We start from the raw sequence: 26,103 nt of genomic DNA, 5'->3' as shown, positions 1-26,103 counted from the left end.
ATACGCGCAGAGGGGGGTAACCCCTCTGCGCGATCACTTGATTACGCGGCCGAGATCTTGACCGCGTCGGTCGAGAGGGCGCCTTCGCGGACGGTGAGGCCGATGCCACCGTCCCGGAACGCCTCGGCGCTGTCGTCCGTCGCCTGGATGGCGACGCCGCCGACGGTGGCCGAGATCGTCGAGCCGACGACCTTGGCGCGGACGGGAATCGCCTTCTCCAGCACGAAGTCGAACGGCTTCGACGCCAGCACCACTTCCTTGTCGTCGCGGACGCGCACGATCTGCAGCTCGCCGCCCTTGGTGATGCGCAGGTCGTAGTAGCGCCGCAGGCCCTGGACGCGCAGCGCCACGCCGCCATGCACGGCGAGATGGATCATGATGTCCGCGTCGAGCGCGTAGTCGGTCCATTCGCGCGTGCCGTGCGAGACGACGCCGTCACCGAGCGACTGCGAGATGCGGAAGCTCGGCGGGAAGCGCTTCGAGAAGAAGCTGACGCCGTTGACCCAGGCCATGCGCCAGAAATCGCCGTCGCCGGTCGGACGCTTCAGCGTCACTTCCGGCGCGCCGTCCCAGCGCAGATAGTCGACCAGGATCTTGCCGTCGGCGCGCGGACCGGCGGCGGTCAGCACGACGCCGATCTCGGCGATCGGCTGGCCGTCGAGCTCCGGCAGCGTCCAGCGGAGCACGGTGTCGGCGCCCGGTGCGAGCGTCACCGCCTCGCCGTCGACATCGCGCAGCTTGTCGGCGCCGTCATAGACGCGCAGACGCAGGCGAGCCTCGACCGCGCCCTTGTTGGCGGCCGGCGCCACGAGGCGTGCCGTCACCACCTGGCCCGGATAGACCAGCGGCGTCGCCATCAGGTCGTAGGTGCGCATGTTGAGCAGCTCGGGCGGCGAGAAGGTCGGGCTGATCGCCGCCGCTTCCTGGCCGGGGCCGAGCGCCTCGTAGCCGATCGTCAGCGCGCGCGACGGGCCGAACTCCTCGTTGCCGACGCGCAGATACGCGTTCTCGGTGAAGCCGCCCTGCGGGCGGAAGCCCTGCTGGCTGCCCGGCAGCGAGAAGTGGAACTGCGCCCCGTCCTTCGGCTTGCCGAGCTTGCCCTCGCCGGCGAGCTGACGGCCGAGATTGGCGAGGTAATAGGAAACGCGGACGGCATCGTTGATCGAATTGCCGCCATCGGCGGACGAGATCAGCAGCCGGTCGGCGATCGGGCCGCGCCAGTCGGGGCCTGCCTCGATGCCGTCGAGGCCGAGCATGATGCCCATCAGGCAGCCGACATTGCCGGCGTTGCAGTCGGTGTCCCAGCCCGAGGTGTTGACGATCATCTGCGCCTTCTGGAAATCGTCCGGCGCGTAGAGCACCGACATGATCATCAGCGCGTGGTTCGGCACGACGTGGCAGTTGCCGGGATATTTGTCGTAGCCGTAATGGTCCTGGATCAGCTGGCGGGCGACGCGCCAGTCGGCGTTCTCCTTGTGCCAGCGGCGGACGTCGGCGATCAGCTTGGCGATCAGGCTGTCGGCCGGGATGACCGAGAGGCCGACGTCGAGCAGGTGGTCGATGTCGCGGCTCTTGAAGGCTTCCGCCTCCATCGCCGCCCAGAGCATGGCCGCATAGACGGATTCGCCGTCATGGCTGACCTTGCCGGCCTGCTCGGCGAGCTTTGCCGCCAGCTTCGGCTGGTTCGGCGCGACGAGCGCCCAGCCGTCGATGAAGATCTGCGCGCCGATCTGCTCGGCGACCGGCTGGCCATTGACTTCCATCGAGCCGGAAGCGGGCGCGGGGATGCCCTTCTTCAGGTTGATCCAGGCGGTGTGCTCGGTCGAGTTGCCGACGCCGCCCCACCACAGGATCGAACGCTCCTCGACGATGTAGTTGAGCCAGGCCTTGCCGATGTCCTCGGCCTTGAGGTCCGGCGAAATGCCGTAGTCCTCGAGCGCGCGGACGAAGGTGAAGGTGCCGGCGACGTCGTCGTCGGTGACGACGAGCGGCTGGTCGAGGCGATCATGGACGTAATAGTCGATCGGCCCGAGCTCCTGCATGATGCGCTGGTAGGTCCAGCCCTCGAAGGGGCGGCCGAGATAGACGCCGATCAGCTTGCCGAGAACGCCGGCGTAGACGCGCTCGAGATAGTCGTTCGGTAGGGTCAAGGTTGCCTCCATGAAGAACTTGTTCTCAGCCCTTCACCGAGCCGCCGGCCATGCCTTCGATGAAGCGGCGCTGCAGCAGGACGAAGAGGATGACGACGGGAAGGACGATGATGAGGGCGGCGGCCATGATCTCACCCCAGTCGGAGCTGTACTGGCCGCTCAAGAGGAAGAAGGAGACGATGGCCGTCATGTTGTCGGCGCCCTGCAGGAAGGTCGTGGCGATCAGGAACTCGTTCCAGGAATAGAGCCCGATGATCAGCGCCACGGTCAGGATGCCCGGCGAGACGATCGGCAGCATCACGCGGGTGAAGATCTGCCAGTGATTGGCGCCGTCGATCTGCGCCGCCTCTTCCAGCTCGCGCGGGATGGCGAGGAAATAGGTCCGCAGCAGCATCACGGCGAAGGGCGAGAAGATCGCCGTGTAGATCAGCGCGACGGCGAAGGGGTTGTTGATCAGCCCGAGCTTGGCGAAGCCGAAATAGAGCGGGAACAGGAAGAGCTGGATCGGCGCCGTCGTGGTGCCGAGCAGGTAGAAGGTGACGATCTTCCAGCTCTCGATCTTGCGCCGGGCCAGGACATAGGCCGTCAGCGACGCGGTCGAGCAGACCAGCACGATGGTCGTCGCCGTCAGGATGGCCGAGTTCAGCATCGTGGTGGAGAAGCGGGCGTCCTCCCAGGCGCGGGTGAAATTGTCCCAGCGGAACGTCTCCGGCCATGCGAGCGGGTTCTGCACGATCTGCGTCGCCGGCTTCATCGAATTCAGTACCAGCAGCGCGATCGGGAACAGCGTGATAACAAGCGCGATGCCAAGCACGCCATAGGTGAGCAGGAGCGTCGTCCGGCTCTCGATGAGTGTCACTTCGCGCTTCACGACTGGAACTCCTTGGCCTGCGCCCGGATGTAGAAGGCGGTCGCCGCCAGGCCGAACAGGCTGATGACGACGGCGACGGCCGCGGCCTTGCCGACGGCGAGGTCGTAGAAGGCGCTGCGATAGGCGAGGGTGGAGAGCACCTCGCTGGAGAAGGCGGGGCCGCCCTGGGTCAGGATGTAGACGAAGTCGAAGACGAGGAACGACCAGATCACGGTCATGATCATCATCAGCGTGATGGTCGGCCGGATCGCCGGAATCAGCACGTAGCGCAGCGTGTTCCAGAAGCTGACGCCCTCGAGGCGGGCGAATTCGATCTGTTCCTGCGGCACCTGGCGGAGGGCTGCGAAGAAGATCACGCAGAGAAAGCCCCACCAGTGCCAGAGGTCGACGGTGGCGATGCCGAGCAGCGCCGTCGAGGGCTGCGTCAGCGGGTCGATCGTCGGGAAGCCCATGCGCTGGAGCATGCCGTTCACGCCCGAGACCGGGCTGTAGATCATGCCCTGCCAGACGCGCGCCAGGATGGCGGTCGCGATGATCATCGGCAGGAAATAGATGACCTGGAAGAACATGCTGCCGCGCCGCGCGATGAGCAGCAGCGTCGCCGCCAGCAATCCCATGAAGATCGGGATGGTCAGGAAGATGCCGGTCCAGATCAGGTTGTTGGTGAGGGCCGTCCAGAAGATGCGGTCGTTCCAGAGCGCCTGGAAGTTCTGCAGTCCGACGAAGACGGGCATCGTGATGCCGTCCCAGCGGAAGAAGGCCAGTGCAACGGTCAGGACAGCCGGAATGAAGATGATGACGACATTGATGAGCAATGTCGGGACGAGATAGAGCCGATGCATGCTGGGGTCTCCGCGGGAAGGAGCAGCGGCGCCTTGGGCCGCCGCTGCTCCGTCTTGCGTGGGGTTACCGGGCGGGGATGGCGGGCACCTTGCCGTCAGCCTTTTCCTGCAGGAACGTCGCGTTCAGCTGCTCCAGGAACTGCGCGGTGGTGCTGCGGCCGAGCCAGACTTCCTCGATGCCGCTGACCAGGTAGGAATTGGTCGCCGGCGGCAGGAAGGTCCAGGTGGTGTAGCCGTACTGGTTGTCGCCGACAGCCTCGGCGAGCGTCTTCATCGCCTCGGTGTAGAGCGGCAGCCCGTTGTCGACCTGCACCTTGGAGAGGTCCGCCAGCGGCGTGTTCCATTCGCCCGGCCAGACCGAGTTCATGGCGCTATAGGCCTTGTCGGAGAAGATGTAGTCGATCGCCGCGGCGGCGCCGTCGGCGTTCTTGGAGGTGGCCGCGATCGAGAAGGTCGAGCCGACGCCAAGCGGATAGACCGGGCCCTTGATGCCTTCGGCGCTCGGGAAACCGACGAAGCCGGCCTCGGCGTTGTTGGGCGGGAAGTAGTTGTTGACGCGCTGGAACTGCCAGGTTCCGGACGGCATCATGCCGGCCTGGCCGGTCGCCATCTGGGCGAAGGCCTGCTCGTCGCTGAGCGAGAAGTAGTTGGGGCCGAAATAGCCCTTCTGCCACCAGCTGTTCAGCGTGTCGATCGCCTTGACGAAGGGCTCGGCGGTCCAGGGGATCTCGCCCTTCAGCGCCTTGTAGACGTTTTCCGGGCCGGCGATCGCGTTGAGCGCGATCGAGACATAGTGCTCGTTGGCCGGGCGCCAGTTGGCGTTGCCCGAGGCGAACGGCACGATCTTCTCGGCCAGCATCGCGTCGGCCAGCGCCTCGACCTCGGCGATCGTCGTCGGGGCCTTCCAGCCATGCTTCTCGAACAGGGTCTTGTTGTAGAAGAGGCCGAGCGTCTCGTAGGTCTTCGGCAGCGCGTAGAGCTTGCCGTCATACTTGCCCATCTCGAGGAAGACCGGGAGGATCCGGTCGGCCCAGCCGAAGCGGGTCACATAGTCGTCGAGCGCCAGCAACTGGCCGGCGCGCGCCATCGGCGCGACATAGGTCGGGCCGGCGGTATAGACGATGTCGGGGCCGTTGCCGGACAAGAGCGCCACGCGCATCTGCTTGTCGAGCTCGGTGCCGCGATAATCGATGGTCAGGTTGAAGTCCGGATTGGCGGCGTTGAACGGCTCGATGATGCCGGACTTGATGTAGCCTTGCTGCTTCGGATCGGCGCTCTCATACCACCAGGTGATGGTCTTGCCGGCCGCGAGCGCGTGGCCGATCAGCGCGGTGCTGGCCAGAAGCCCGAGGGACCCGGCGATGAATGTGCGTCTCTTCATGGTTTCCTCCTGAGATCTATGGACGTCTAGACCGTGCCGCGCTCGATCAGCTGGAACGGCATTTCCTCGGTGGTGCCTGCGCCCGAGCGGGATCCGCTCAGGCGGTCGATCAGGATTTCGGCGGCCTTCTCCCCCATCCGGTCCTGAAACTGCGCGACCGTGCTGAGCGGCGGCGTGACGAGCCGCGCGGCCGAGATGTCGTCGAAGCCGAAGACGGCGATCTGGCCGGGGATGTCGATGCCGCGCTCGCGCAGCGCCTGCATGACGCCGATCGCCATCAGGTCGTTGGCGGCGAAGATCGCCGTCGGCTCGTAGCCGGTGGCGAGGATCGTCTCGGCGGCGCGAAAGCCGCCGGCCTCGCTGAAGGCGCTCTCGACCACGACGAGCGGCTCGATGCCGGCGTGGCCGAGCGCCTCGCGATAGCCCTCGACGCGGACGCCCTGCGGACCGCCGCTGCCGGCCACCATGGCGATGCGGCGATGCCCCTTGGCGATCAGGTGCTCGGTGACGGCGATCGCCGCGGCTCGGCTATCGACGAAGATGTCGTCGATCGCCAGCTCGCCGCCCCGCTTCTTGGCGGATTCGATCCGAACCACCGGGACGCCCGCATTGAGCAGCGGCACGAAGTCCTGCACGCGCACGGTGAAGAACACGCCGACGACGCCGTCGACGCGCCCCTGCCGTGCCCAGTCGAGGAAGTGTCGCTCGCGCGCCGGGATGCCGTCGGTATTGACGGCGATGACGTCGTAGTCGCGCTCCTGGGCGATCTTCTGAACGCCGCGGATCAGGCCCGGATAGAACGGGTTGGTGATGTCGGGAACGATGCAGGCGATCGTCATCGTCCGCCGCGTCTTCAGCGCCTGGGCGAAGCGGTTCGGCACATAGCCGAGTTCCTCGGCGACGGCGCGGATGCGCTGCACGGTCTCGGCGGAGACGGACGCCGTGCTGGCGCCACCCAGCACCATCGATACCGTCGCCTGCGAGACGCCAGCGCGGATGGCAACATCCTTTTGGGTCGGTCTGCTCGACACGCGTCGTTTCCTTATACGTATTATTTATACGTATAAGTGGCTCGCTTTCGGAGTCAAATGGATTCCGCGCCACCCATTCGGCGTCGAGAGAGGACGGAGTCGGTGTTCCGGGGGCGTCAGGAGGGGGGCGGGCCGGTGTCTGCCGCAGGGGGCAGCCGCGAGGCCGGCTGGGCGCGAATAGGGTCCGCTGCTCGCTGTCCCTACGGGCCGGCGCGAAGGCCCAGGCGGAGATCGGTTGGCAATCCGGGGGGGCGACCTGTCCGGTGCCTCTTGGCCGCACGCGGAGCCAGCGCGGAGGAGGGCGGCTAGCGCCTCTGCCGGGAAACGCCGGGCGGGCGGAGGGAGGCCCTCGCGGCTTCAAACGAAACCGCCGGCAGGAGGTCCTGCCAGCGGTGATGCTCGGTCGACTAGGTCTCGTTGCCACCACTGCCGGGGGCGGCCGCAATGGCCTGCACCAGCGCGCGCTTCTCGAGCGCCGGCTTCTCGTAAGTCTTCTTCATTCTCAGCCCTCCTTACTCTAGGGATTCCAGTCTGCCATTGCGGCGGCGGGGCGTCGAGTGGGTTCCGGGGCGTGGACGGATTCTGCCGTGCCCGGGTCGCTGGCGCTGTTCGCCCGCGCGCTATGGCGGTCTTGTTCCGGGCGGCGATGAGGATGGGTTGCCTCTGCGTGGGCGACTGCCGCGACGATCGCGGTAGGACGGGCTGGACAGCGCTGTTTAATTGCGACAGGATCGTACACGATTTTCGGAAGATTGCGCATTACGGACCCGCGATCCGGTCTCGATGGGCATGAGGACGGATGGTGTGGCGGGCGCGATGAACATCGTTTCGACCCTCGACATAGCGGAACTGGAGGCGCCTCATCGCGGCGGGCCCGTCTATGAGGCGATCCGCGAGGACATCATCTCCGGCCGGCTTCCGGCCAATGCCCGCCTCGTCGTCGCCGAACTCGCCGAACGGCACGGTACCTCGACCAATCCGATCCGCGAGGCGCTGCAGCAACTGCGCGGCGAGGGCTTCGTCGTCATGGCGCCGAACCGCGGCGCCCGCGTCCGGCCGATCGACGAGGAGTTCATCCGCGACATCTACGAGATCGAGGTGCTGATCGAGCCGGCGCTGACGCGCTGGTTCGTCGGCATCGCCAGCGGTGTCGACATCGCGGCGCTGGAGGCGCTGCATGCCGAGATGCAGCGCATCAACTACACCGATCTGGCGCGGCATGGCCTGCTCGATACGCAGTTCCACCACACCATGTACGCGCGCCACTACAACCGCCACGCGGTCGATCTTTGGTGGAAGCATCGCGAGATCCTGCGCGCCATCAGCCGCCGCCTGCCGATCTCGGTCGGGCGGCAGGCCGCCGTGATGCGCGAACACCAGGAAGCGCTCGACGCGATCAAGGCTCAGGATGCCGACAGGGCCGCGGCGACGATCGCCCGCCATGTCGAGGGCTCGGGCCGCCACATCATCGAACAGATGCGCGCGATGCGCCGCAACAACGATCCGAACAAGGTGGCCTAACCACCGTCGGCGGTACAAGGGGAGGAACCATGACGATCGCGACTCAGACGGATTCCTGACCGGTGCGGCTGTCGCGGCGCGGTTCCGGCCCCTCCGATAATGCCGAGTTGCCGCTCCCGCGGTGGTCGGCGTGGGATGGTGCCTGTCCGCGTTCTCGGTTGCCGCAGCGGAGGGAAAGCATTAATTCGGGTCGCTTGAGTCGTCTTCGTGATTGACAGGTCTGAAAAATGACCTAATGCTAAGAATGGCAATATATAAGCGTGATCTGCTATTCGGATAAGCAGAATCACGAGGGGGAGATGATGCATTCGTTTACAAGTCCGAATCATGATTCTGTGAATCGGCACGTTTGACTGGTCGATCGATCCGGATCGACGTGACTATGCTTGCCTGAAATTCCGTCACCTAGGGTGGCGCCAGAAGAACTACGTGTTTCCGGTCGGCCCTGCGCGGTCGATTTCGAGGGCCATCGGCACATGCCGGCGTCGGCCCCGCAGGAGGAACGGATTTCGGTTCACGCGGCGAGAAGACAAAGCAATGCCGCCGCCCGTATCGGAATCTCGTAGCTTCGGAAGCAATTCCGAAAGGAATGACGTTCGGCATTGGAAAGTGCCGTTCAGGTTTAAGTGAAGACCTCTACTCCATTCGACAGTAAAGGGAGGAGTTCTGTCATATGGTCAATCTGAAGAGACTTGCCGGCGCCATGCTGGCAGCGGCGGCACTGCTGGTGCCAGCCGCGTCCTTCGCGCAGAATGCGGGCCTGCCCGCGGCGCAGGAGATCAAGCCCAAGAGCCCGCTGCCGGAAGTGCCGCGCAACCAGTCGCTGGTTCTCGGCTGGGGCGTGTCCGGCGGCACGTCGGTCGGCACCACCAATCCGTGGGTGCTGCCCGGCTATACGCACCAGGAGGGCAACAACCTCCTGTTCGAGCCGCTGATGTATTATGGCATCTTCAAGAGCGAGTTCATTCCGTGGCTGGCCGACAGCATGGAATATACCAGCCCGGACTTCACCTCGCTAGAGATCAAGCTCAACAAGGACGCGAAGTGGAGTGACGGCAAGCCGGTTACTTCCAAGGACGTCGTCTATACGTTCGAAGGCCAGATGCAGCGGCCGTCGCTGCCGTATCACGCCCACTTCCAGCAGTTCGTCGAGAGCGTGACGGCCAAGGATGATCTCACCGTCGAGATGAAGTTCAAGCAGCCCGCGCCGCGCTTCAAGTTCGAGGTGCTGACGGAGAAGTTCGACACCGGTCTGCCGATCGTGCCGGCGGAATGGATGTCGGCTCAGCCCGATCCGGTCGCCGCCGTCGGCCTCGACGAGATGCCGAGCTCCGGCCCGTACCGGATCGTCGCCTGGAACGCCACCCAGAAGATCCTCGACCTGCGTCCGGACTGGTGGGCGGTCAAGGCCGGCCGCGTCAAGGCGGAGCCGGCGGTCAAGCGCGTCATCGTCGCCAACATCCTGAACCAGCCGATCGACACCGTCGCCCAGCGCCTGGTGAACAACGAGTTCGACTCCTCGGTCGACATGCGCGCCCAGGTGATCGGCAACATCCTCGAGCAGAACAAGGACATCAAGTCCTGGACCGGCACCGAGTCGCCCTATGGCTATCTCGACTGGTGGCCCAACTCGCTCTGGATGAACACGCAGCTGCCCGGCTATGACGACCCGCGCGTCCGCAAGGCCGTCAGCCTCGCCATCAACCGCGATCTCATCAACGAGGTGCTCTATGACGGCGCCAAGATCGCGACGATCTATCCGTTCCCGCTCTATCCGAACCTGCAGAAATTCGCGGATTCGGAAGCGGTGAAGGCGGAGGAGGCGAAGTACGAGCCCGGCAAGTTCGATCCCGAGGCGAGCGCCAAGCTCATGGAAGAGGCGGGCTTCACCAGGAACTCCGACGAGCTCTGGGAGAAGGACGGCAAGACGTTCGACGCCACCATCCAGGCCTTCGATACCATCCATGGCGACCTCGCGCCGGTTCTGGCCGAGATGCTGCGGCAGGCGGGCTTCGATTCCAACGTCAACTTCGGTACCGACGCCTTCCAGAACATGGTCGACGGCAAGCCGGGCTTCTACCTGTTCGGCCACGGCGCCAGCCTGTACGACCCGTTCGAGGCTCTGAACCTATTCCACGGCAAGTACAGCAGCACCATCGGTTCCGCTGCCGGCAACAACCGCTTCTCGCGCTACAAGAACGAGGAATACGACAAGATCCTCGACGAGATCTCGCCGCTCGATTCCGACGATCCGAAGTTCCAGGAAGGCGCCGCGAAGGCTCTCGGCATCTACTGGCGCGACACGATCGACGTTCCGGTCATCCAGTGGCTGCACCGTATTCCCTACAACAACCACTATTGGACGAACTGGCCGAGCTCGACCAACATCGCCGACGGTACCAACGGCGCGTTCTGGGCGCACACCGGCCTTCTGGTGATCACGGGGCTTCAGCCGACTGGCGCGAAGTAACCGCTTGCAACACAAGGGCGCGCGTCCCCTCGGGCGCGCGTCCCCCCGCTGGCAAGAGACCCCAGGAACGTACCAGTGACCCTCAAGCTTGCAATCCGACGCCTGCTCTTCCTCGTCCTGGTTATCTGGGCCGCGTCGACCATCGTCTTCTTCATTCCGCGCCTGTCGAACCGCAACGCGCTCCGCGAGCGCTTCGGCGAACTGGCCCGTACCGGCGGTTTCTCGCCGCAGGATCTCGAAAAGATCATCGCCTCGATGCAGCAGCAATTCGGCCTCGACCAGCCGTTGCTGCATCAATACTGGACCTATCTGGGCAACATCGTGCGGATGGACTTCGGCTATTCGCTCTACCGCTATCCTTCGACCGTGTCGGAGCTGATCGCGCAGTCATTGCCCTGGACGATCGGCCTGCTGCTGGTCACCACGATCCTGAGCTTCATCATCGGCAATCTGCTCGGCGCCGTCGCCGCCTGGCCGCGCGCCCCGCGCTGGCTGCGCCTGACCGCCACGCCCTTCATCCTGCTGACCGGCGTGCCGCCGGTGATCATGGCCATCCTTCTGATCTTCTTCATCGGCTTCCGCCTGAAATGGCTGCCGCTCGGCGGCGCCTATTCGGTCGGCATCGTGCCGACCTGGTCGTGGAGCTTCGCGCTCGACATGCTGAAGCACCAGATCCTGCCGGCGCTGGCGCTGATCTTCGGCTCGGTCGGCGGCTGGGTTCTGTCGATGCGCGGCATGGGCATCACCATCCAGGGCGAGGACTATGTGAACTTCGCGGAGCACAAGGGGCTGACCGGCGGCCGCATCTTCCGCGACTACTATCTCCGCAACGCTCTGCTGCCGCAGATCACCGGCCTGGCGCTGGCGCTCGGCACGGTGATCGGCTCCGCCATCATCGTCGAGGGCCTGTTCGGCCTGCCGGGGATCGGCAACATGCTGAACCTCGCCATCCGCGCCAACGACTTCCCGACCATCTACGGCATCGTGCTCTTCATCACGATCGCGGTCGCGCTGCTGATGACCCTGGTGGAGTTCATCTATCCGCTGCTCGATCCCCGTATCAAGAACTCGTAGGAGCGCCAGCATGTCGACCATCGCGCTGCCGCCAGCCGAGACCACCCGCATCGAACAGCCGGGACGCGCCGTCCGCGTGATGCGCTATATGCGCCGCAACAAGGGCCTGGCGATCGGCATCCTGATCCTGTTCGGACTGACGGCCTTCACCGTCATCGGCCTGATGACGATCAATCCGAAACACGCCTATCCGCTCTCGGCCGCGCTCAAGAAGCCGCCGAGCTGGCGCTATCCGTTCGGCACCGACTTCTTCGGCCGCGACCTCTATGCCGCCATGGTGGTGGGCATGTGGCAGACGGCCGTGATCGGCCTGCTCGCCGGCGGCATCGGTACCCTTGTCGGCGTCATCTTCGGCTTCATCTCGGCCTATTTCAGCGGCAAGATCGACGCCTCGATCCGCACCGTCTGCCAGATCCTGACGCCGATCCCGGTGCTGATGATCCAGGTCGTCATCGCCGGCTCGCTCGACAAGCGCGACGTCACCATCCTGACGATGGCGATGATCGTCGTCCTGCTCGCCTGGATGGGGCCGACGCTGGTGATCCGCTCCCAGGTGCTGACGATGAAGGAGAGGCAGTTCGTCGCCGTCGCCAAGCTTTCCGGCGTCAGCGACCTCGGCATCATCTTCAAGGAGATCATGCCCTGTCTGCTGCCGTTCATCGCGGCCGCCTTCGTGGCGCAGGTGTTCGCGGCGGTGTTCGCCTCGTTCTATCTCGCCGTGCTCGGCCTCGGACCGCTGCGCGAGCCGCTGCTCGGCAATTTGATCTGGGCGGCGCAGTCGCAGGGCGCCTTCTTCAACGGCTGGTGGTGGTGGCCGATCATCCCCTCGGTCGCGATGATCCTGATCCTGGGGTCGCTCGCCCTCATCAACATGGGGCTCGACGAACTCGCCAATCCCCGCGTCCGGAGGACGGAGTGACCGCCATGAACTATTCGAACCTCTCGGTCGCGCCCACCGCGCGCGCCGCCATGCCGCCGCTCGCGGCCAAGGTCGAACCGGTCCTGCGCGTCAGCGGGCTGGAAGTGACCTACTACACGGACGCCGGCCGCGCGAAGGCGCTCGACAATGTCACCTTCACGCTCAATCCCGGCGAGAAGCTCGGCATGGTCGGCGAATCCGGCTCCGGCAAGAGCACCATGGCGCTCGCCATGATGCGCATGATCAAGGCGCCGGGACGGATCGAGGGCGGCTCGGTCGTCGTCGGCGATACCGACCTGATGTCGCTCGACGCGGAGGGGATGCGCAAGGCGCGCCTGAGCAAGATCGCCTACATCCCGCAAGGCGCGATGAACTCGCTCAACCCGGTGATGCGGATCGGCGCCCAGATGATGGACGCGGTGAAGTCGCACCTGCCGCGCGAGTCGCGCGCCGCGATCGAGGCGCGCTGCAAGCGGGCGCTGCAATCCGTCGATCTCGATCCCGGCGTGTTCCGCATGCATCCGCACGAGCTCTCCGGCGGCATGAAGCAGCGCGTCTGCATCGCGATCGGCATCCTGCTCGATCCGCAGGTGATCATCGCCGACGAGCCGACCAGCGCGCTCGACGTGGTCACCCAGCGCCAGGTGATGGAGACGATCGACAACGTCAAGAACGCGATCAACGCCGCCGTCATCCTGATCGGCCACGACATGGGCCTGATGGCCCAGTTCGTCGACAAGGTCGCGGTGATGTATGCCGGCCGGCTGGTCGAGTTCAGCACGGTGCGCGAGATGTTCACCGACCCTAGGCACCCCTATGCGCGGGCGCTGATCGACAGCCTGCCCAATCTCGACAACAAGGGCGTCTTCCAGGGCATTCCGGGCCTCGCGCCCTCGCTGCTGCGCCTGCCGTCCGGCTGCGCGTTCCATCCGCGCTGCGCCAGCATCATGGACAGCTGCCGCTCCGTGCGCCCGGAACCGCGCGTGCTGGCGGGCGGCCGCAGCGTGACCTGCCACCTCTATGACGGAGAGGGCTGACATGGCCGATCTTCTGCGCCTCGAAAACGTCTCCAAGGCCTATACGGGCGGCCTCACCGGCGGGCGTTCGACCATCGCGCTGCGCAACTTCTCGATGACGCTGAAGGAGGATGAGCCGACCATCCTGACCGTCGCCGGCGAGAGCGGCAGCGGCAAGACCACGCTCGCCATGCTGCTGCTCGGCTTCATCTCGCCGTCGGCCGGCCAGATCATCTATCGCGGCAAGAACGTCGCCAGCCTGCAGGGCAAGGAGCGGCTCGCCTATCGCCGCGAGGTGCAGGCGGTGTTCCAGGATCCGTTCGCCGTCTTCAACCCGTTCTACACGGTCGACCACCTGCTCTCGGTGCCGATCAAGAACTTCAAGCTGGCGAAGTCGAAGGCCGACGCCCGCGACAAGATGGAGGGGGCGCTGACGGCGGTGGGCCTCCGGCCGGAGGATATCCTCGGCCGCTTCCCGCACCAGCTTTCCGGAGGCCAGCGTCAGCGCATCAACGTTGCCCGCGCGCTGCTCCTGAAGCCGCGCCTGCTGATCGCCGACGAGCCGGTGTCGATGGTGGATGCGTCGCTGCGCGCAACGATCCTGGAGACGCTGCGCAACCTGCAGCGCGACCATGGGGTCTCGATCATCTACATCACGCACGACCTGACCACCGCCTATCACATCGCGAAATCGATCGTCGTGCTCTATCGCGGCGCGGTGATGGAAGCGGGCGACGTCGACGCGGTGATCAAGGATCCGCAGCATCCCTATACGCAGCTTTTGGTCGACTCGATCCCCTGGCCCAATCTCGACCAGCGCTGGGGCGCGCAGCCGATCAAGGTGCGCGAGGCCGGCGGTGGCGGCGAAGGTTGCCGCTTCCGCTCGCGTTGCCCGGTCGCGATGGACATCTGCGCCACCGACCCGCCGCTCTACCGGCTCGGCGACAGCCACACCGCCTCCTGCTTCCGCTACGACCGGCAGCCGCTGGTCGCGCGGGAGAACCTGTCGGAGCTTCTGCCCGCCTGAAGCTCTTCCTCCCCCCAACGTCCACCCGTTCGAAGAGGCCGGTCGCGCGACCGGTTGGAAATACAGGAACTTTGCAACGATGCTCGAGATTGCCGAATTCATCAGCCCCAACGTGACGCCGGTCTGGCGACTCGCCAAGCAGGCGGGCGTCGACCTGGCGGTCGGCGGCCTGCCGTCCGACGACCTCCGGGCCGGCGAGGCACCCTGGGACTACGCGCCGCTGAAGCGCATGAAGGAGAACTACGAGGCCGGCGGCTTCGAGCTGCGGGTGATCGAGGCGCGGCCGCCGCTCAACAAGGCGAAGCGCGGGCTGCCGGGCCGCGACGAGGAGATCGCCACCGTCTGCACGCTGCTCGAGAACATGGGCAAGCTCGGCATCCCGGTCTGGTGCTACGAGTGGATGACCGACTTCAACTGGGTGCGCACCAACCTCGCCAAGCCGTCGCGCGGCGGTTCGGTCGTGACGAGCTTCGACGTCAACGACGTGCCGGCCGACCTGACCAGCAATCCGCCGATCGACGAGGAAGCGCTCTGGACCAACCTCGATTACTTCCTGAAGAAGGTCCTGCCCGTCGCCGAGAAGGCTGGCGTCAAGATCTCGATGCATCCCGACGATCCGCCACTGTCGCCGATCCGGGGTGTCGGCCGCATCATGCGCTCGATCGACAACTACCAGCGCCTGATCGAGCTGGTCGACAGCCCGATGAGCACGATCACGCTCTGCCAGGGCAATTTCACGCTGATGACCGACGACCTGCCGGCCGCCATCCGCAAGTTCGGCAAGAAGATCTCCTTCGTGCATTTCCGCGACGTGATCGGTACGCCGACGCATTTCGAGGAAGCGTGGCACGACGCCGGCAAGACCAACATGCTCGAATGCATGAAGGCCTATCGCGACATCGGCTTCGACGGCGTTCTGCGCCCGGACCATGTGCCGACGGTCGAAGGCGACAGCAACGAGAACGCCGGCTACTCGGCCTTCGGACGCCTCTACGCCATCGGCTACATCCGCGGCCTGCACCAGGCCGTCTACGCCTAACCCTTTGTGTTGCTGCGCCTTCGAGCGACCGGGATCCGCGTCGCTCGAAGGCGTGACCGCGAGACAGGACAGCTGCCATGAAGATTGCCCTTACCGGCGGAACCGGGCGGATCGGTCGCGCCATCGCCACCGAGGCGCTGCGCCAAGGCCACGAGGTCGTCAGCATCGACCGCGTGGCGCCGGCCGAACCGGACACAAGGCCGAACATCCGCTTCGTCGAGGCCGACATCGGCGACTATGACGCGCTGGTCGCGGCGTTTTCCGGCTGCGACGCGCTCATCCACATGGCGGCGATCCCGGCACCGATCGGGTATGCCGACCACGTCGTGCACAACAACAATGTCGTCGGCAGCTACAACGCGCTCCGCGCGGCGGTCGAAGTCGGCATCACGCGGATCGTGCAGGCGTCGAGCGTCAACGCCATCGGCCTCTCGTTCAGCCGCAAGGGCCATTTCGACTATTTCCCGGTCGATGAGGAACACCCGAACTACAGCGAAGAACCGTACAGCCTGTCGAAATGGATCTGCGAGCAGCAGGCCGACTGCTTCGCCCGCCGCCACGAGAATCTGCGCATCGCCAGCATGCGCTTCCATCTCGTCGTCGACGACCGGCGGAAGGCGGCCGAGGCTTATGGCGTCGCCGATGTGGACCGGTCGAAGCATCTTTGGGCCTACACGCTCTATGACGCGGCGGCGCGCGCCTGCCTGCTGGCGCTCGAGGCCCCCTGGTTCGGCCACGAGGTGTTCTACATCATCGAGCCGGACTCGGTGATGGAGATCCCGACGGCGGAACTCGCGGCGCGCTTCTATCCGGACGTGCCGTTCCGCACCCCGCTCGACGGCAACAAGAGCTTCTTCTCCTCCGCCAAGGCCGAGCGGCTGCTCGGCTGGCGACACGGCCCGAACTGATCGCGCCGCATCCACTCCCCTCGCCAAGCTTCAGGTCATCCAAGGCAACACCCCATGAAAATCACCGACGTCAAGGTCATCGTCTGCTCGCCCGGACGGAACTTCGTCACGGTCAAGATCGTCACCGACCAGGGCCTTTACGGCATCGGCGACGCGACGGTGAACGGGCGCGAGCTCTCGGTCGTCAGCTATCTGCAGGATCACGTGGCGCCGCTCCTGATCGGCCGCGACGCCGGGCAGATCGAGGACATCTGGCAGTATCTCTATCGCGGCGCCTATTGGCGGCGCGGCCCGATCACCATGGCGGCGATCTCGGCCGTCGACATGGCGCTCTGGGATATCAAAGCCAAGGCGGCGAACATGCCGCTCTACCAGCTGCTCGGCGGCGCCTCGCGCGAGAAGGTGATGGTCTATTCGCACGCGCAAGGCCTGACGATCGAGGAAGCGGTCGAGGCGGTCGGCGAGAAGCGTGAGCAGGGCTATGTCGCGATCCGCGCCCAGGTCGGCATTCCCGGCCTGCCCGCCATCTACGGCACCGGCAAGGGCTCGAACCAGGCGACCGGAGGCATGGTCGAGGCGCTGCCGCACGAGGAGGTCTGGTCGACCTCCAAATACATGACGCACATCCCGAAGCTGTTCTCGAAGCTGCGCGACACCTATGGCGACGACCTGCACCTGCTGCACGACACGCATCACCGCCTGACCCCGATCGAGGCGGCGCGCCTCGGCAAGGACCTCGAGCCCTTCCGCCTGTTCTGGCTGGAGGATCCGGTGCCGGCCGAGCTGCAGGAGGGCTACCGCCTGATCCGCCAGCACACGACGACGCCGATCGCGCTTGGCGAGATCTTCAACACGATCTGGGACGCGCGGCTTCTGATCGAGGAACAGCTGATCGACTACATCCGCACCACCTCGGTGCATGCCGGCGGCGTGACGGGGCTCCGGCGGATCTTCGACTTCGCCTCGATCTACCATGTGCGCACCGCCTCCCACGGGCCGATGGACGTGTCGCCGGTGGCGATGGGCGCCAACGTGCATATCGACCTCTGGGTGCCCAATTTCGGCATCCAGGAATTCTCCGGCTACACGCCGCTGATGCACGAGGTCTTCCCGCATGCCTGGCGCCAGGACGGCGGCTATCTGCATCCGGGCGAGGCGCCCGGGCACGGCGTCGACATCGACGAGGCGCTGGCCGCCAAATACCCCTATGAGCGCGCTTACCTGCCGGTGAACCGGCTCGAGGACGGCACGCTCTGGCACTGGTGAGCCGCCGATCTTCACCTCTCCCTGAGGGAGAGGTCGACGGCCGAAGGCCGGCGGGTGAGGGTTTACTGCCTCACCCGGATAGTTCCCTAAACCCTCACCCGGAGCTTCGCTCCGACCTCTCCCTTGAGGCGAGAGGTGAAAGTCAGATCAGAGCCCGGATATTCCCATCATGAAGATCACCGCCATTCTCGCCTATCCGGTCTGGGTCGGCATCCGCAACCAGCTGCTCGTCAAGGTCGAGACGGACGAAGGCATCTATGGATGGGGCGAAAGCGGCCTCTCCGGCCGCGAGAAGGCCGTCGTCGGCGCGATCGACCACTACCGGGAATTCCTGATCGGCCGCGATCCCCGCCAGATCGGCGCGCTCTGGCAGGAGATGTATCGTAGCCAGTATTTCGAGGGCGGCCGCGTGCTGCAGGCGGCGATCTCGGCGATCGACATCGCGCTCTACGACATTCTCGGCAAGGCGCTCGGCGTGCCGGTCTACCAGCTGCTCGGCGGCAAGCAGCGCGACCGCATCCCGACCTTCGCCACCACCTCGGCGCCGCCCGGCGAGAAGATGATCGAGCAGGCGAGGGCGCTGATCGAGGCTGGCTGGACGGCGATGCGCCTGTCGCCCTCGGGACATGGCGACAGCACGATCTACGAACCGCGCGAGCACATCGCGGCAACGGCGAAATGGTGCGTCAAGGCGCGCGAGGCGCTGGGCGAGGAAGTGGTGCTCGGCATCGACTACCATCACCGCCTCTCGGTCGCCGAAGCCGCGAGCTTCTGCCAGAAGATGCCGTCCGGCACGCTCGACTTCCTCGAGGAGCCGATCCGCGACGAGACGCCGGAAGCCTATGAGGCGCTTAGGCGGATGGTCGATGTGCCCTTCGCCATCGGCGAGGAATTCGCCTCGAAATGGCAGTTCCTGCCCTACATCGAGCGCGACATCCACCAGTTCAACCGCATCGACGTCTGCAATGTCGGCGGTTTGACCGAGTCGATGAAGGTCGCCGGCTGGAGCGAGGCGCACTATGTCGACATGATGCCGCACAATCCGCTCGGGCCGGTCTGCACGGCGGCGACGGTGCACTTCGCGGCGGCCGTGCCGAACTTCTCCTGGCTCGAGACGCGCACCTCGACGGCCGAGCAGCTCGGCTTCGACAATTCCGAGTTCTTCCCCGTCCAGCCGCGCATCGACAAGGCGCATTATCCGGTTCTCGATACGCCGGGCCTGGGCGTCGAGGTCAACGAGGAACTGATCAAGAAGCAGAGCTTCAAGTTCTGGGAAGCGCCGCATCTGAAGCGCCGCGACGGATCGGTGACGAATTGGTAGCGGCGGGGCTCGGCCCGCTCGGCGTTCCCGCCTTCGCGGTCCTCGATCCCCGTTTCGTTGCCTGCGTGGTGCCGGACGCGCAGGTAGAGCGCGTCTGGACGGGCGGGCGCTGGGTCGAGGGACCCGCCTGGCTGCCCGAGAGAGGCCTGCTCGTGTGGTCGGACATTCCCGGCGACCGCATGTTGAGCTACGCGCCGGCAACCGGCATGGTCGCGACCTTCCGCCATCCTGCGAACAGCCCGAACGGCAGCACGGTCGATCGCGCCGGCCGGCTCGTGACCTGCGAGCAGACGACGCACCGGATCGTGCGCCAGGAGCCGGATGGCAGCCTGACGGCGCTGGTCGACGGCATCGGCGGCCGGCGTTTCCATTCGCCCAACGACGTCGTGGTGAAATCGGATGGCACGGTGTGGTTCACCGACCCGACCTATGGCCGCGCGGCGGACCGGCCGGACGGACCCGATGTCGAAGGCTGTCATGTCTATCGCTTCGATCCGGCGACTGGCAGTGTCCGCCAGATGACCGAGGATTTCGTCATGCCGAACGGGCTCGCCTTCTCGCCGGACGAAAGCCTGCTCTACATCGTCGACACCGGCAGCACCCACGCGCCGGACGGGCCCAACCATGTCCGTCGCTTCCGGGTCGGGCCGGATGGCGATCTCACGGGCGGGGAGGTGCTGGCCGACAATCCGGCGAAACAGTTCGACGGGCTGCGGGTGGATACGGAAGGCCGGCTCTGGATGGGCGCCGAGGACGGCGTCCATTGCTACCTGCCGGACGGCACGCGGATCGGCCAGGTGCTGCTGCCGGAGCGGGCGGCCAATCTGACGTTCGGCGGAGCGGAACGTGATGTGCTGATGATGACGGCGACCACGTCCGTCTATCTCTGTCGGGTCAACGCGCGCGGCGCAGCGCCCTGAGAACCGGCCGCCGCGTCGCGGCGGCCGGGTAGGACCCTCAGTCGAACAGCGCGGCGGCTGCCTCGGGCGACAGCGGCTCGGCTGCCATCGCCAGGTTGCGGTCGAGCGAGCTGGTCTTGCTGGTGCCGAGCAGCACGCTGGCGACGCCCGGGCGCGTCAGCGCGAACTGCAGCGCCGCATGCGGCAGCGTCACGCCATGCGCGGCGCAGCGCGTCTCGAGATCGCGCACCTTGCCGAGGATTTCCTCGCTCGCCGGTTCGTAGTTGAACCAGGCGCCGGGCTTGGCGCCGGTTGCGAGGATGCCGGAATTGAAGATTCCGCCCAGCACGAAGCTGGTGCCGCGCTCGCGGCAGAGCGGCGCCAGCTCGGCCTCCGCGTCGCGGTCGAGCAGCGTCCAGCGGCCGGCCATCAGGATGACGTCGAGCGGATGCTGGCGCAGCACGCGCAGGCAGATCTCGGTCTCGTTCACGCCGAGGCCGTAAGCGCCGATCTTGCCCTCGGCCTTCAGGCGGGCGAGGTAGGGCAGGCCGCTCGACAGCAGGTCCTCGACATGGTGCTCGCCGGCTGGGCCGTGCGTGTAGGGGCCGATGTCGTGCACGAAGACGATGTCGATATAATCGACGCCGAGCCGTGCGCGGCTGCTCTCCAGGCTCTCGGCGAAGCCGGCCTCGGTGTAGTCGTAGTGCACGGCGTTGGGCAGCGGATCGGCGAAGCCGTCGGCCTCGGTGAGCTGTTCACCCGGGCGCAGCACCCGTCCGACCTTGGTCGAGATGGCGTGTTCGCCGCGCGGCTTGCCGGCCAGGAAGCGGCCGAGGCGCTGCTCCGACCGGCCGCGGCCGTAGTGCGGCGCCGTGTCGAAATAGCGGATGCCGGTATCCCAGGCTCGGTTGAGCACCTCGGTGGCCTGGGCGTCGCTGATGGCGGAGCCGAGATTGCCGATGGAGGCACAGCCGAAGGACAGGCTGCCGACGGCCAGCGAGGTGTGCCCGACGGGGCGCTTTTCGAACATTGGATCGATCCTGGATGGAAATAACGGGATCGCTCCGGCGCAGGCGCCGGCGCGAACGGCGCGACCATACTCCGTCCGGCGGGTGGGTGGCAAAGGCGGATGCCGCGTCCCGGCCGCCAAGTCCGGGGCTGACAGGCGCGCCGCATGGGTCTATGGGGTCTGGCCGATGCGGATTCCGGCGCAGGCCTGAAGGGGTTTTGATGACGATTGACGTGGAGTTCGGCGGGCGCGCCTTCGCCGCCTTCCTGTTCGACATGGACGGAACGCTGCTGACCTCGATCGAGGCGGCCGAGCGAGTCTGGTCGCTCTGGGCGGCGGGACACGGGCTCGACGTTGCCGCCTTCCTGCCGACCCTGCACGGCAAGCGCGCCGTCGACACGATCCGGCAGCTCGGCCTTCCGGGCGTTGATCCCGTCGCCGAGGCGGACAGGGTCACCGAAGCCGAGATCGCCGATGTCGAGGGCGTGCGCGAAATCGGCGGCGCCGGAGCGTTCCTTGCCAGCCTGCCGCCGGATCGCTGGGCGATCGTCACCTCCGCGCCGCGCGTTCTGGCGCTGGCGAGGCTCGAGGCCGCCGGCCTCACGGCGCCTGCCGTCTTCGTCACCGCCGACGACGTCGCGATCGGCAAGCCCGCGCCGGATTGCTACCTGCTCGCGGCGAGCTGGCTCGGCGTTGCGGCTACGGATTGCCTGATCTTCGAGGATGCGCCGGCCGGCATCCTGGCCGCCGAGCGGGCCGGCGCGGAGGTCCTTGTCATCCGCGCGACCCATACGGCGCCGCTGGAGGGCCCGAACCCGGGCGTCGACGACTATGCCGGCCTCGACGCCGCTGTCGGTGCGGATGGCGGGTTGATCCTGCGGCGCGCCGGATTGCGGCCGGCGGCGCGCTCGGCCTGAGGGCGGAGCGCGCGACATAGCCCTTGACCGGCCCGCGAACCGGGGTTGTACTCGCATTCGCATGTGCTTGCACACAGGGAATGCGGCATGGCCAGAGGCTCCGTCTACCTGCGAACGAAGGCCATCGCCGTCTTCCTGCTGCTCAGCCCGGCTGCCTTCGCGCAGGCGCCGGCCCAGCAGCCCGCGCCGGCGGTCGTGGTCGAGCGGATCCAGGTCGAGGAGATCGCCAGACCGGAGGACTTCACGGCCCGGGTCGAGGCGATCGATTCCGTCGATATCCGGGCGCGCGTCGAGGGTTTCCTCCAGTCCATCGATTTCCAGCCCGGGCAGCAGGTCAAGGCCAATGACCTCTTGTTCACGATCGAACCGAACCAGTTCCAGGCGCAGTTGGCCTCGGCCCAGGCGGAGCTCGCCCGCGCGGAGGCGACCCTGACGACGGCGTCGCAGGCGCTGCAGCGGACCAAGGAGCTGTTCGGAACCCGGACCATCTCGCAGGCGGCGATGGACAAGGCGACCGAGGACTTCGACATCGCCTCCGCCAATGTCACCGCGGCGAAGGCGACGGTCAGCCTGGCCGAACTCAATGTTTCCTATACCCGCATCAAGGCGCCGATCGCGGGCGTTATCAGCAAGTCCAATTTTTCAGTCGGCAGCCTGATCAATCCCAGTTCCGGTCCTCTGACGCGGATCGTCAGCCTCGATCCGCTGCGCGTCGCGTTTTCGCTGGCCGAGGGCACGCTGATCACCTTCCGCCAGGAACAGCGCTTCGAGATGCCGCCCAAGCTGGACCTGGCGCTGCGGCTCGCCAACGGCACGATCTTCAAGGGCACCGGCCGTATCGAATATGTCGACAGCGAGGTCAACCCGCAGACCGGCACGGTGACCGTGCGGGCGATCTTCGACAATCCCGATCATGTGCTCGTGCCCGGCCAGTTCGTCACGCTGATCGCCAGGGAGCAGGAAGCGCCACGCCTGCCGGTGGTGCCGCAGATCGCCGTGCTCCGGGACAAGGACGGCCCCTATGTCTACCTGCTCGGCGCCGATGACACGGTCTCGATGCGACGGATCGATCTGGGCACGCGGATCTCCACGGGTTGGGCGGTCAAGAAGGGGCTGAGCGCCGGCGACCAGGTCGTCGTGCAGGGCGTGCAGCGGTTGCGAGAGGGGATCAAGGTCCAGCCGACGGAAGCCGTGCCGGCCGGTGACACTCCATGATCTCGAGCCTCTTCATCAGCCGTCCGCGCTTCGCCATGGTGATCTCGATCATCATCGCGATCGCGGGACTGATCTCGATCCGCTTGCTGCCGGTGCAGCAATATCCCGAGATCTCGCCGCCGACCGTCAATCTCTCGGCCTTCTATCCCGGCGCGAGCGCCGACGTGATCGCCGACGTCGTGGGCGGGCCGCTGGAGGAGGCGATCAACGGCGTCGACGACATGATGTACATGTCGTCGACCAGCTCGAACTCGGGCCAGTACTCGCTGTCCATCACCTTCAACATCGGCACGAACCCCGATATCGCGCAGGTCAATGTGCAGAACCGCGCGCAGCTCGCGATCGCCAAGCTGCCGTCCGAGGTGCAGGCGCAGGGCGTCAGCGTTTCCTCGCGTTCGCCCGATTTCGTGCTCGCGCTCGGCTTCTATTCGCCCGACAACTCGGTCCCGCCGCTGGAGATCAATAATTTCGTCACGACCTCCGTCGTCGACGCGCTGGTGCGCGTGAACGGTGTCGGCGAGGCCTCGGTGATCGGCTCGACGGAGTATTCGATCCGCATCTGGACCAACCCGACGCGCATGCTGGCGCTCAGCCTGACGCCGCAGGACATCGCGGCGGCGATCAAGGCCCAGAACATCCAGGCCTCGCTCGGCCAGACGGGCGGCCAGCCGGCGCCGCCGGGGACGGAAATCGAATATACGCTCGTGGCGCAGGGCCGGCTCCAGACGGCGGAGGAGTTCGGCAACATCGTGCTGCGCACCGGCGCCGATGGCGCGATCGTCCGCCTGCGCGACGTCGCCCGCATCGAGCTCGGGGCGCAGAGCTACTCGACGAGCTCGCAGCTCAACAGTTCGCCGACCGCGATGCTGACAATCTCGCAATCGCCCGGCGCCAACGCGATCAACACGGCAGACGCCGTCGAGGCCGAACTGGAGCGGCTGCGGCCGACCTTCCCGCCCGGGCTCGACTACAAGATCGTCTATGACGCCACCCAGTTCGTGCGCGCCAGCATCGCCTCGATCGTGGAGATCCTGATCGAGGCCTTCGTCATCGTCCTCGTCATCACCTACGTCTTCCTGCAGGAGTGGCGCGCGACCGTCATCTCGGCATTGGCGATCCCCGTCTCGCTGCTGGGCGCGCTGGCGGCGCTCTATGCCTTTGGCTATTCGGCCAACACCATCTCGCTGCTGGCCCTGATCCTGGCGATCGGCCTCGTCGTCGACGACGCCATTCTGGTGGTCGAGAACGTCCAGCACGTGATGGAGCAGCATCCCGACCTCGATACGGCGGAGGCGACGCGGATGGCGATGGGCCAGATCACCGGGCCGATCATCGCGACGACCTTCGTGCTGCTCGCAGTCGTCGCGCCGACGGGGTTCCTGCCGGGAATCGACGGACAGCTCTATCGCCAGTTCGCCGTGACGATCTCGTCGGCGCTCGTCGTATCGGCCATCGTCGCGCTCACCCTCAGCCCGGCGCTCAGCGTCGTCCTGCTCAAGCGGGGACACTCCGGCTACCGACGCGGCCCGCTCGGCTGGTTCGCCCGCTTCCTCGACGCGACCCGCGCGGCCTATGGCCATCTGGTGGCCTATTTCGTCCATCGCGCGCTGATCGTGATTGTCGTCCTGGTCGCGCTCTTCGCCGGCGCGGCGACCCTGTTCGTCAAGCTGCCGTCGACCTTCCTGCCGGACGAGGACCAGGGCGCGCTGTTCCTCGACATCCAGCTTCCGAACGCGGCCTCGCTCGACCGGACCCGCCAGATCATGGCGGAGGTCGAGGGCATCCTGAAGGGGACGGAGGGCGTCGCGAACGTTCTGTCGGTCGCCGGCTTCAGTATCCTGCAAGGGGCGAACCTGCCGAATGGCGGCTTCGCGCTCGCCTCGCTCGAGCCCTGGAGCGAGCGCGAGACGCCAGCCCTGCAGATCAATGCGCTGCTCGCCAAGCTGCGCGCACGGTTCACGACCATCCCCGGCGCCAATGTCGCGATCTTCGCGCCGCCGCCCATTCCCGGCATCGGCACGGTCGGCGGCCTCGACCTCCGCCTGCAGGCGCTGCGCGGGCAGCCGCCGATCGAGATCGCGCAGGTGGCGCGCTCGCTGATCAGCGCGGCGAACAAGGAGCCGGCGATCGGCGGACTCTCGACCACCTTCAATCCCGACGTGCCGCAGATCTACATCAACGTCGACCGGACGCGGGCCGAGGCGCTCGGCCTCAGCGTCGACGCCATCTATGCGACGCTCGGCGCCAATTTCGGCTCGCTCTACGTCAACGACTTCACGCATCAGGGCCGCGTCTACCAGGTCAACATGCAGGCCGACGCCTCGTTCCGGGCCAATCCGGACGACGTGCTGAACATCTATGTCCGCAATGCCAGTGGCGACATGGTTCCGCTGCGCACCGTGGTGTCGCTCACAACCATCCTCGGGCCCTATGTCATCTCGCGCTACAACCTGCTGCCGGCGGCGCAGATCAATGGCGCGGCGGCGCCCGGCAGCAGTTCCGGCGAGGCGATCGCGGCGGTCGAGCGGGTCGCCGCCGAAACGCTGCCGGCCGGCTATGGCTTCGAATGGTCCGGCCTGTCGTATCAGGAGACGCAGAGCAGCGGCCAGGCGCCGATCGTCTTCGGGCTGGCGCTGCTGTTCGCCTATCTCTTCCTGGTCGCCCAGTACGAGAGCTGGACGCTGCCGATCTCCATCATCCTGTCGCTCGGCGCGGCGGCCTTCGGCGCCACCGCGGCGCTCACGCTCGTCGGCATCCAGAACAGCCTCTACACGCAGGTCGCGATCGTGCTTCTGATCGGCCTGGCATCCAAGAACGCCATCCTGATCGTCGAGTTCGCCAAGGAGCAGCACGAGGCCGGGCACAGCATCGCCGATGCGGCGCGGATGGGGGCGGAGCAGCGCTTCCGCGCCGTGCTGATGACGGCGCTCGCCTTCATCTTCGGCGTCCTGCCGCTGGCCATTTCGACGGGCGCCGGCGCCGGCGCGCGCCAGGCGGTCGGCGTGACCATCGTCGGCGGCATGCTGGCCGCGTCGACCATCGGCCTGTTCATCATCCCGAACCTGTTCGCGATCGTCGAGGAGGTCCTGGCCTGGTTCTCGCGCAAGCCGAAGGATGCGGGCGAGGCGACCGGAGCCGCGGCGGGCGAACCGCCGAAGGCCGGCTGATTTTTACGGTCATTGCCATGCTTTGATGCGCGCGAGGGGGCTTGTCATGCGCTAGCATCT

21 protein-coding genes are annotated in these 26,103 nt (G+C 66.3%); 14 read left to right on the top strand and 7 right to left on the bottom strand.

Annotated elements, in window-relative coordinates; genetic code table 11:
- Window positions 1-41: 41 nt before the first annotated feature.
- The 6 genes from G539_RS0118770 to G539_RS27200 form a co-directional block, all read right to left on the bottom strand.
- Complete coding sequence (locus tag G539_RS0118770) at window positions 42-2,150, bottom strand: ADP-ribosylglycohydrolase family protein (protein WP_029076569.1); 2,109 nt, start codon at window positions 2,148-2,150, stop codon at window positions 42-44.
- 25 nt (window positions 2,151-2,175) lie between these two features.
- A complete protein-coding gene (locus G539_RS0118765; RefSeq protein WP_245576903.1) occupies window positions 2,176-3,021 on the bottom strand; it encodes a carbohydrate ABC transporter permease in 846 nt (281 codons plus the stop codon).
- On the bottom strand, window positions 3,018-3,863 hold the full coding sequence (locus G539_RS0118760) for a carbohydrate ABC transporter permease (protein ID WP_029076567.1): 846 nt from the start codon (window positions 3,861-3,863) through the stop codon (window positions 3,018-3,020). The genes G539_RS0118765 and G539_RS0118760 overlap by 4 nt, the downstream gene beginning before the upstream one ends.
- Window positions 3,864-3,927: 64 nt before the next feature.
- A complete protein-coding gene (locus G539_RS0118755; protein WP_029076566.1) occupies window positions 3,928-5,244 on the bottom strand; it encodes an ABC transporter substrate-binding protein in 1,317 nt (438 codons plus the stop codon).
- Between the two features lie 26 nt (window positions 5,245-5,270).
- Entirely contained in the window at window positions 5,271-6,275 is a 1,005-nt protein-coding gene (locus G539_RS0118750; RefSeq protein ID WP_029076565.1) for a LacI family DNA-binding transcriptional regulator, read from the bottom strand.
- A 407-nt stretch (window positions 6,276-6,682) separates the two neighbouring features.
- Window positions 6,683-6,775, bottom strand: a complete 93-nt coding sequence (locus G539_RS27200; protein WP_156912036.1) for a putative RiPP precursor — start codon at window positions 6,773-6,775, stop codon at window positions 6,683-6,685.
- Window positions 6,776-7,091: 316 nt separating this feature from the next.
- Between G539_RS27200 and G539_RS0118740 the strand changes: the two genes are divergently transcribed.
- The 11 genes from G539_RS0118740 (at window position 7,092) to G539_RS25425 (ending at window position 19,756) form a co-directional block, all read left to right on the top strand.
- Window positions 7,092-7,796, top strand: coding sequence for a GntR family transcriptional regulator (locus tag G539_RS0118740; protein ID WP_051231806.1), 705 nt, complete (start codon window positions 7,092-7,094; stop codon window positions 7,794-7,796).
- A gap of 673 nt (window positions 7,797-8,469) precedes the next feature.
- On the top strand, window positions 8,470-10,266 hold the full coding sequence (locus G539_RS0118735) for an ABC transporter substrate-binding protein (protein ID WP_029076563.1): 1,797 nt from the start codon (window positions 8,470-8,472) through the stop codon (window positions 10,264-10,266).
- Between the two features lie 75 nt (window positions 10,267-10,341).
- A complete protein-coding gene (locus tag G539_RS0118730; RefSeq protein ID WP_029076562.1) occupies window positions 10,342-11,340 on the top strand; it encodes an ABC transporter permease in 999 nt (332 codons plus the stop codon).
- Between the two features lie 10 nt (window positions 11,341-11,350).
- On the top strand, window positions 11,351-12,259 hold the full coding sequence (locus tag G539_RS0118725) for an ABC transporter permease (RefSeq protein ID WP_029076561.1): 909 nt from the start codon (window positions 11,351-11,353) through the stop codon (window positions 12,257-12,259).
- A 5-nt stretch (window positions 12,260-12,264) separates the two neighbouring features.
- A complete protein-coding gene (locus tag G539_RS0118720; RefSeq protein ID WP_029076560.1) occupies window positions 12,265-13,296 on the top strand; it encodes an ABC transporter ATP-binding protein in 1,032 nt (343 codons plus the stop codon).
- Window position 13,297: 1 nt separating this feature from the next.
- Window positions 13,298-14,302 (top strand): ABC transporter ATP-binding protein, encoded by a 1,005-nt coding sequence (locus G539_RS0118715; RefSeq protein ID WP_029076559.1) that lies wholly within the window; start codon window positions 13,298-13,300, stop codon window positions 14,300-14,302.
- 79 nt (window positions 14,303-14,381) lie between these two features.
- Complete coding sequence (locus G539_RS0118710) at window positions 14,382-15,341, top strand: mannonate dehydratase (protein ID WP_029076558.1); 960 nt, start codon at window positions 14,382-14,384, stop codon at window positions 15,339-15,341.
- A 77-nt stretch (window positions 15,342-15,418) separates the two neighbouring features.
- On the top strand, window positions 15,419-16,249 hold the full coding sequence (locus tag G539_RS0118705) for an NAD-dependent epimerase/dehydratase family protein (protein ID WP_029076557.1): 831 nt from the start codon (window positions 15,419-15,421) through the stop codon (window positions 16,247-16,249).
- 54 nt (window positions 16,250-16,303) lie between these two features.
- Window positions 16,304-17,515: a D-mannonate dehydratase ManD gene (gene manD, locus G539_RS0118700; protein ID WP_029076556.1), complete on the top strand. Its 1,212-nt coding sequence runs from the start codon at window positions 16,304-16,306 to the stop codon at window positions 17,513-17,515.
- A gap of 169 nt (window positions 17,516-17,684) precedes the next feature.
- Window positions 17,685-18,836, top strand: a complete 1,152-nt coding sequence (locus G539_RS0118695) for a mandelate racemase/muconate lactonizing enzyme family protein (RefSeq protein ID WP_029076555.1) — start codon at window positions 17,685-17,687, stop codon at window positions 18,834-18,836.
- Complete coding sequence (locus G539_RS25425; protein WP_051231639.1) at window positions 18,830-19,756, top strand: SMP-30/gluconolactonase/LRE family protein; 927 nt, start codon at window positions 18,830-18,832, stop codon at window positions 19,754-19,756. The genes G539_RS0118695 and G539_RS25425 overlap by 7 nt, the downstream gene beginning before the upstream one ends.
- Before the next feature lie 37 nt (window positions 19,757-19,793).
- On the opposite strand, the gene G539_RS0118685 is transcribed toward G539_RS25425, so the two are convergent.
- Complete coding sequence (locus tag G539_RS0118685) at window positions 19,794-20,765, bottom strand: aldo/keto reductase (RefSeq protein WP_029076554.1); 972 nt, start codon at window positions 20,763-20,765, stop codon at window positions 19,794-19,796.
- A 200-nt stretch (window positions 20,766-20,965) separates the two neighbouring features.
- Between G539_RS0118685 and G539_RS0118680 the strand changes: the two genes are divergently transcribed.
- From G539_RS0118680 to G539_RS0118670, 3 genes are all read left to right on the top strand, one after another.
- Window positions 20,966-21,661 (top strand): HAD-IA family hydrolase, encoded by a 696-nt coding sequence (locus tag G539_RS0118680; protein ID WP_029076553.1) that lies wholly within the window; start codon window positions 20,966-20,968, stop codon window positions 21,659-21,661.
- 87 nt (window positions 21,662-21,748) lie between these two features.
- Window positions 21,749-22,876 carry an efflux RND transporter periplasmic adaptor subunit gene (locus G539_RS0118675; RefSeq protein WP_035831585.1) on the top strand — a complete coding sequence of 376 codons (1,128 nt, stop codon included), beginning with the start codon at window positions 21,749-21,751 and terminating at the stop codon, window positions 22,874-22,876.
- A complete protein-coding gene (locus tag G539_RS0118670; protein ID WP_029076551.1) occupies window positions 22,873-26,043 on the top strand; it encodes an efflux RND transporter permease subunit in 3,171 nt (1,056 codons plus the stop codon). Before G539_RS0118675 ends, G539_RS0118670 begins: the two co-directional genes overlap by 4 nt.
- The last annotated feature ends 60 nt before the right edge of the window (window positions 26,044-26,103 follow it).

This window comes from Kaistia adipata DSM 17808, from assembly GCF_000423225.1.
Lineage (GTDB): Bacteria > Pseudomonadota > Alphaproteobacteria > Rhizobiales > Kaistiaceae > Kaistia > Kaistia adipata.
The sequence above is the reverse complement of the archived record's forward strand: the minus strand, read 5'-3'. Positions and strand labels throughout refer to the sequence as shown.

Coding starts and splice junctions, on each gene's coding strand:
- G539_RS0118685 (WP_029076554.1), bottom strand. CDS start 20,765: ATGTTCGAAAAGCGCCCCGTCGGGCACACCTCGCTGGCCGTCGGCAGC.
- G539_RS0118720 (WP_029076560.1), top strand. CDS start 12,265: ATGAACTATTCGAACCTCTCGGTCGCGCCCACCGCGCGCGCCGCCATG.
- G539_RS0118680 (WP_029076553.1), top strand. CDS start 20,966: ATGACGATTGACGTGGAGTTCGGCGGGCGCGCCTTCGCCGCCTTCCTG.
- G539_RS0118670 (WP_029076551.1), top strand. CDS start 22,873: ATGATCTCGAGCCTCTTCATCAGCCGTCCGCGCTTCGCCATGGTGATC.
- G539_RS0118675 (WP_035831585.1), top strand. CDS start 21,749: ATGGCCAGAGGCTCCGTCTACCTGCGAACGAAGGCCATCGCCGTCTTC.
- G539_RS27200 (WP_156912036.1), bottom strand. CDS start 6,775: ATGAAGAAGACTTACGAGAAGCCGGCGCTCGAGAAGCGCGCGCTGGTG.
- G539_RS0118705 (WP_029076557.1), top strand. CDS start 15,419: ATGAAGATTGCCCTTACCGGCGGAACCGGGCGGATCGGTCGCGCCATC.
- manD (WP_029076556.1), top strand. CDS start 16,304: ATGAAAATCACCGACGTCAAGGTCATCGTCTGCTCGCCCGGACGGAAC.
- G539_RS0118760 (WP_029076567.1), bottom strand. CDS start 3,863: ATGCATCGGCTCTATCTCGTCCCGACATTGCTCATCAATGTCGTCATC.
- G539_RS0118755 (WP_029076566.1), bottom strand. CDS start 5,244: ATGAAGAGACGCACATTCATCGCCGGGTCCCTCGGGCTTCTGGCCAGC.
- G539_RS0118710 (WP_029076558.1), top strand. CDS start 14,382: ATGCTCGAGATTGCCGAATTCATCAGCCCCAACGTGACGCCGGTCTGG.
- G539_RS0118725 (WP_029076561.1), top strand. CDS start 11,351: ATGTCGACCATCGCGCTGCCGCCAGCCGAGACCACCCGCATCGAACAG.
- G539_RS0118735 (WP_029076563.1), top strand. CDS start 8,470: ATGGTCAATCTGAAGAGACTTGCCGGCGCCATGCTGGCAGCGGCGGCA.
- G539_RS0118715 (WP_029076559.1), top strand. CDS start 13,298: ATGGCCGATCTTCTGCGCCTCGAAAACGTCTCCAAGGCCTATACGGGC.
- G539_RS0118695 (WP_029076555.1), top strand. CDS start 17,685: ATGAAGATCACCGCCATTCTCGCCTATCCGGTCTGGGTCGGCATCCGC.
- G539_RS0118740 (WP_051231806.1), top strand. CDS start 7,092: ATGAACATCGTTTCGACCCTCGACATAGCGGAACTGGAGGCGCCTCAT.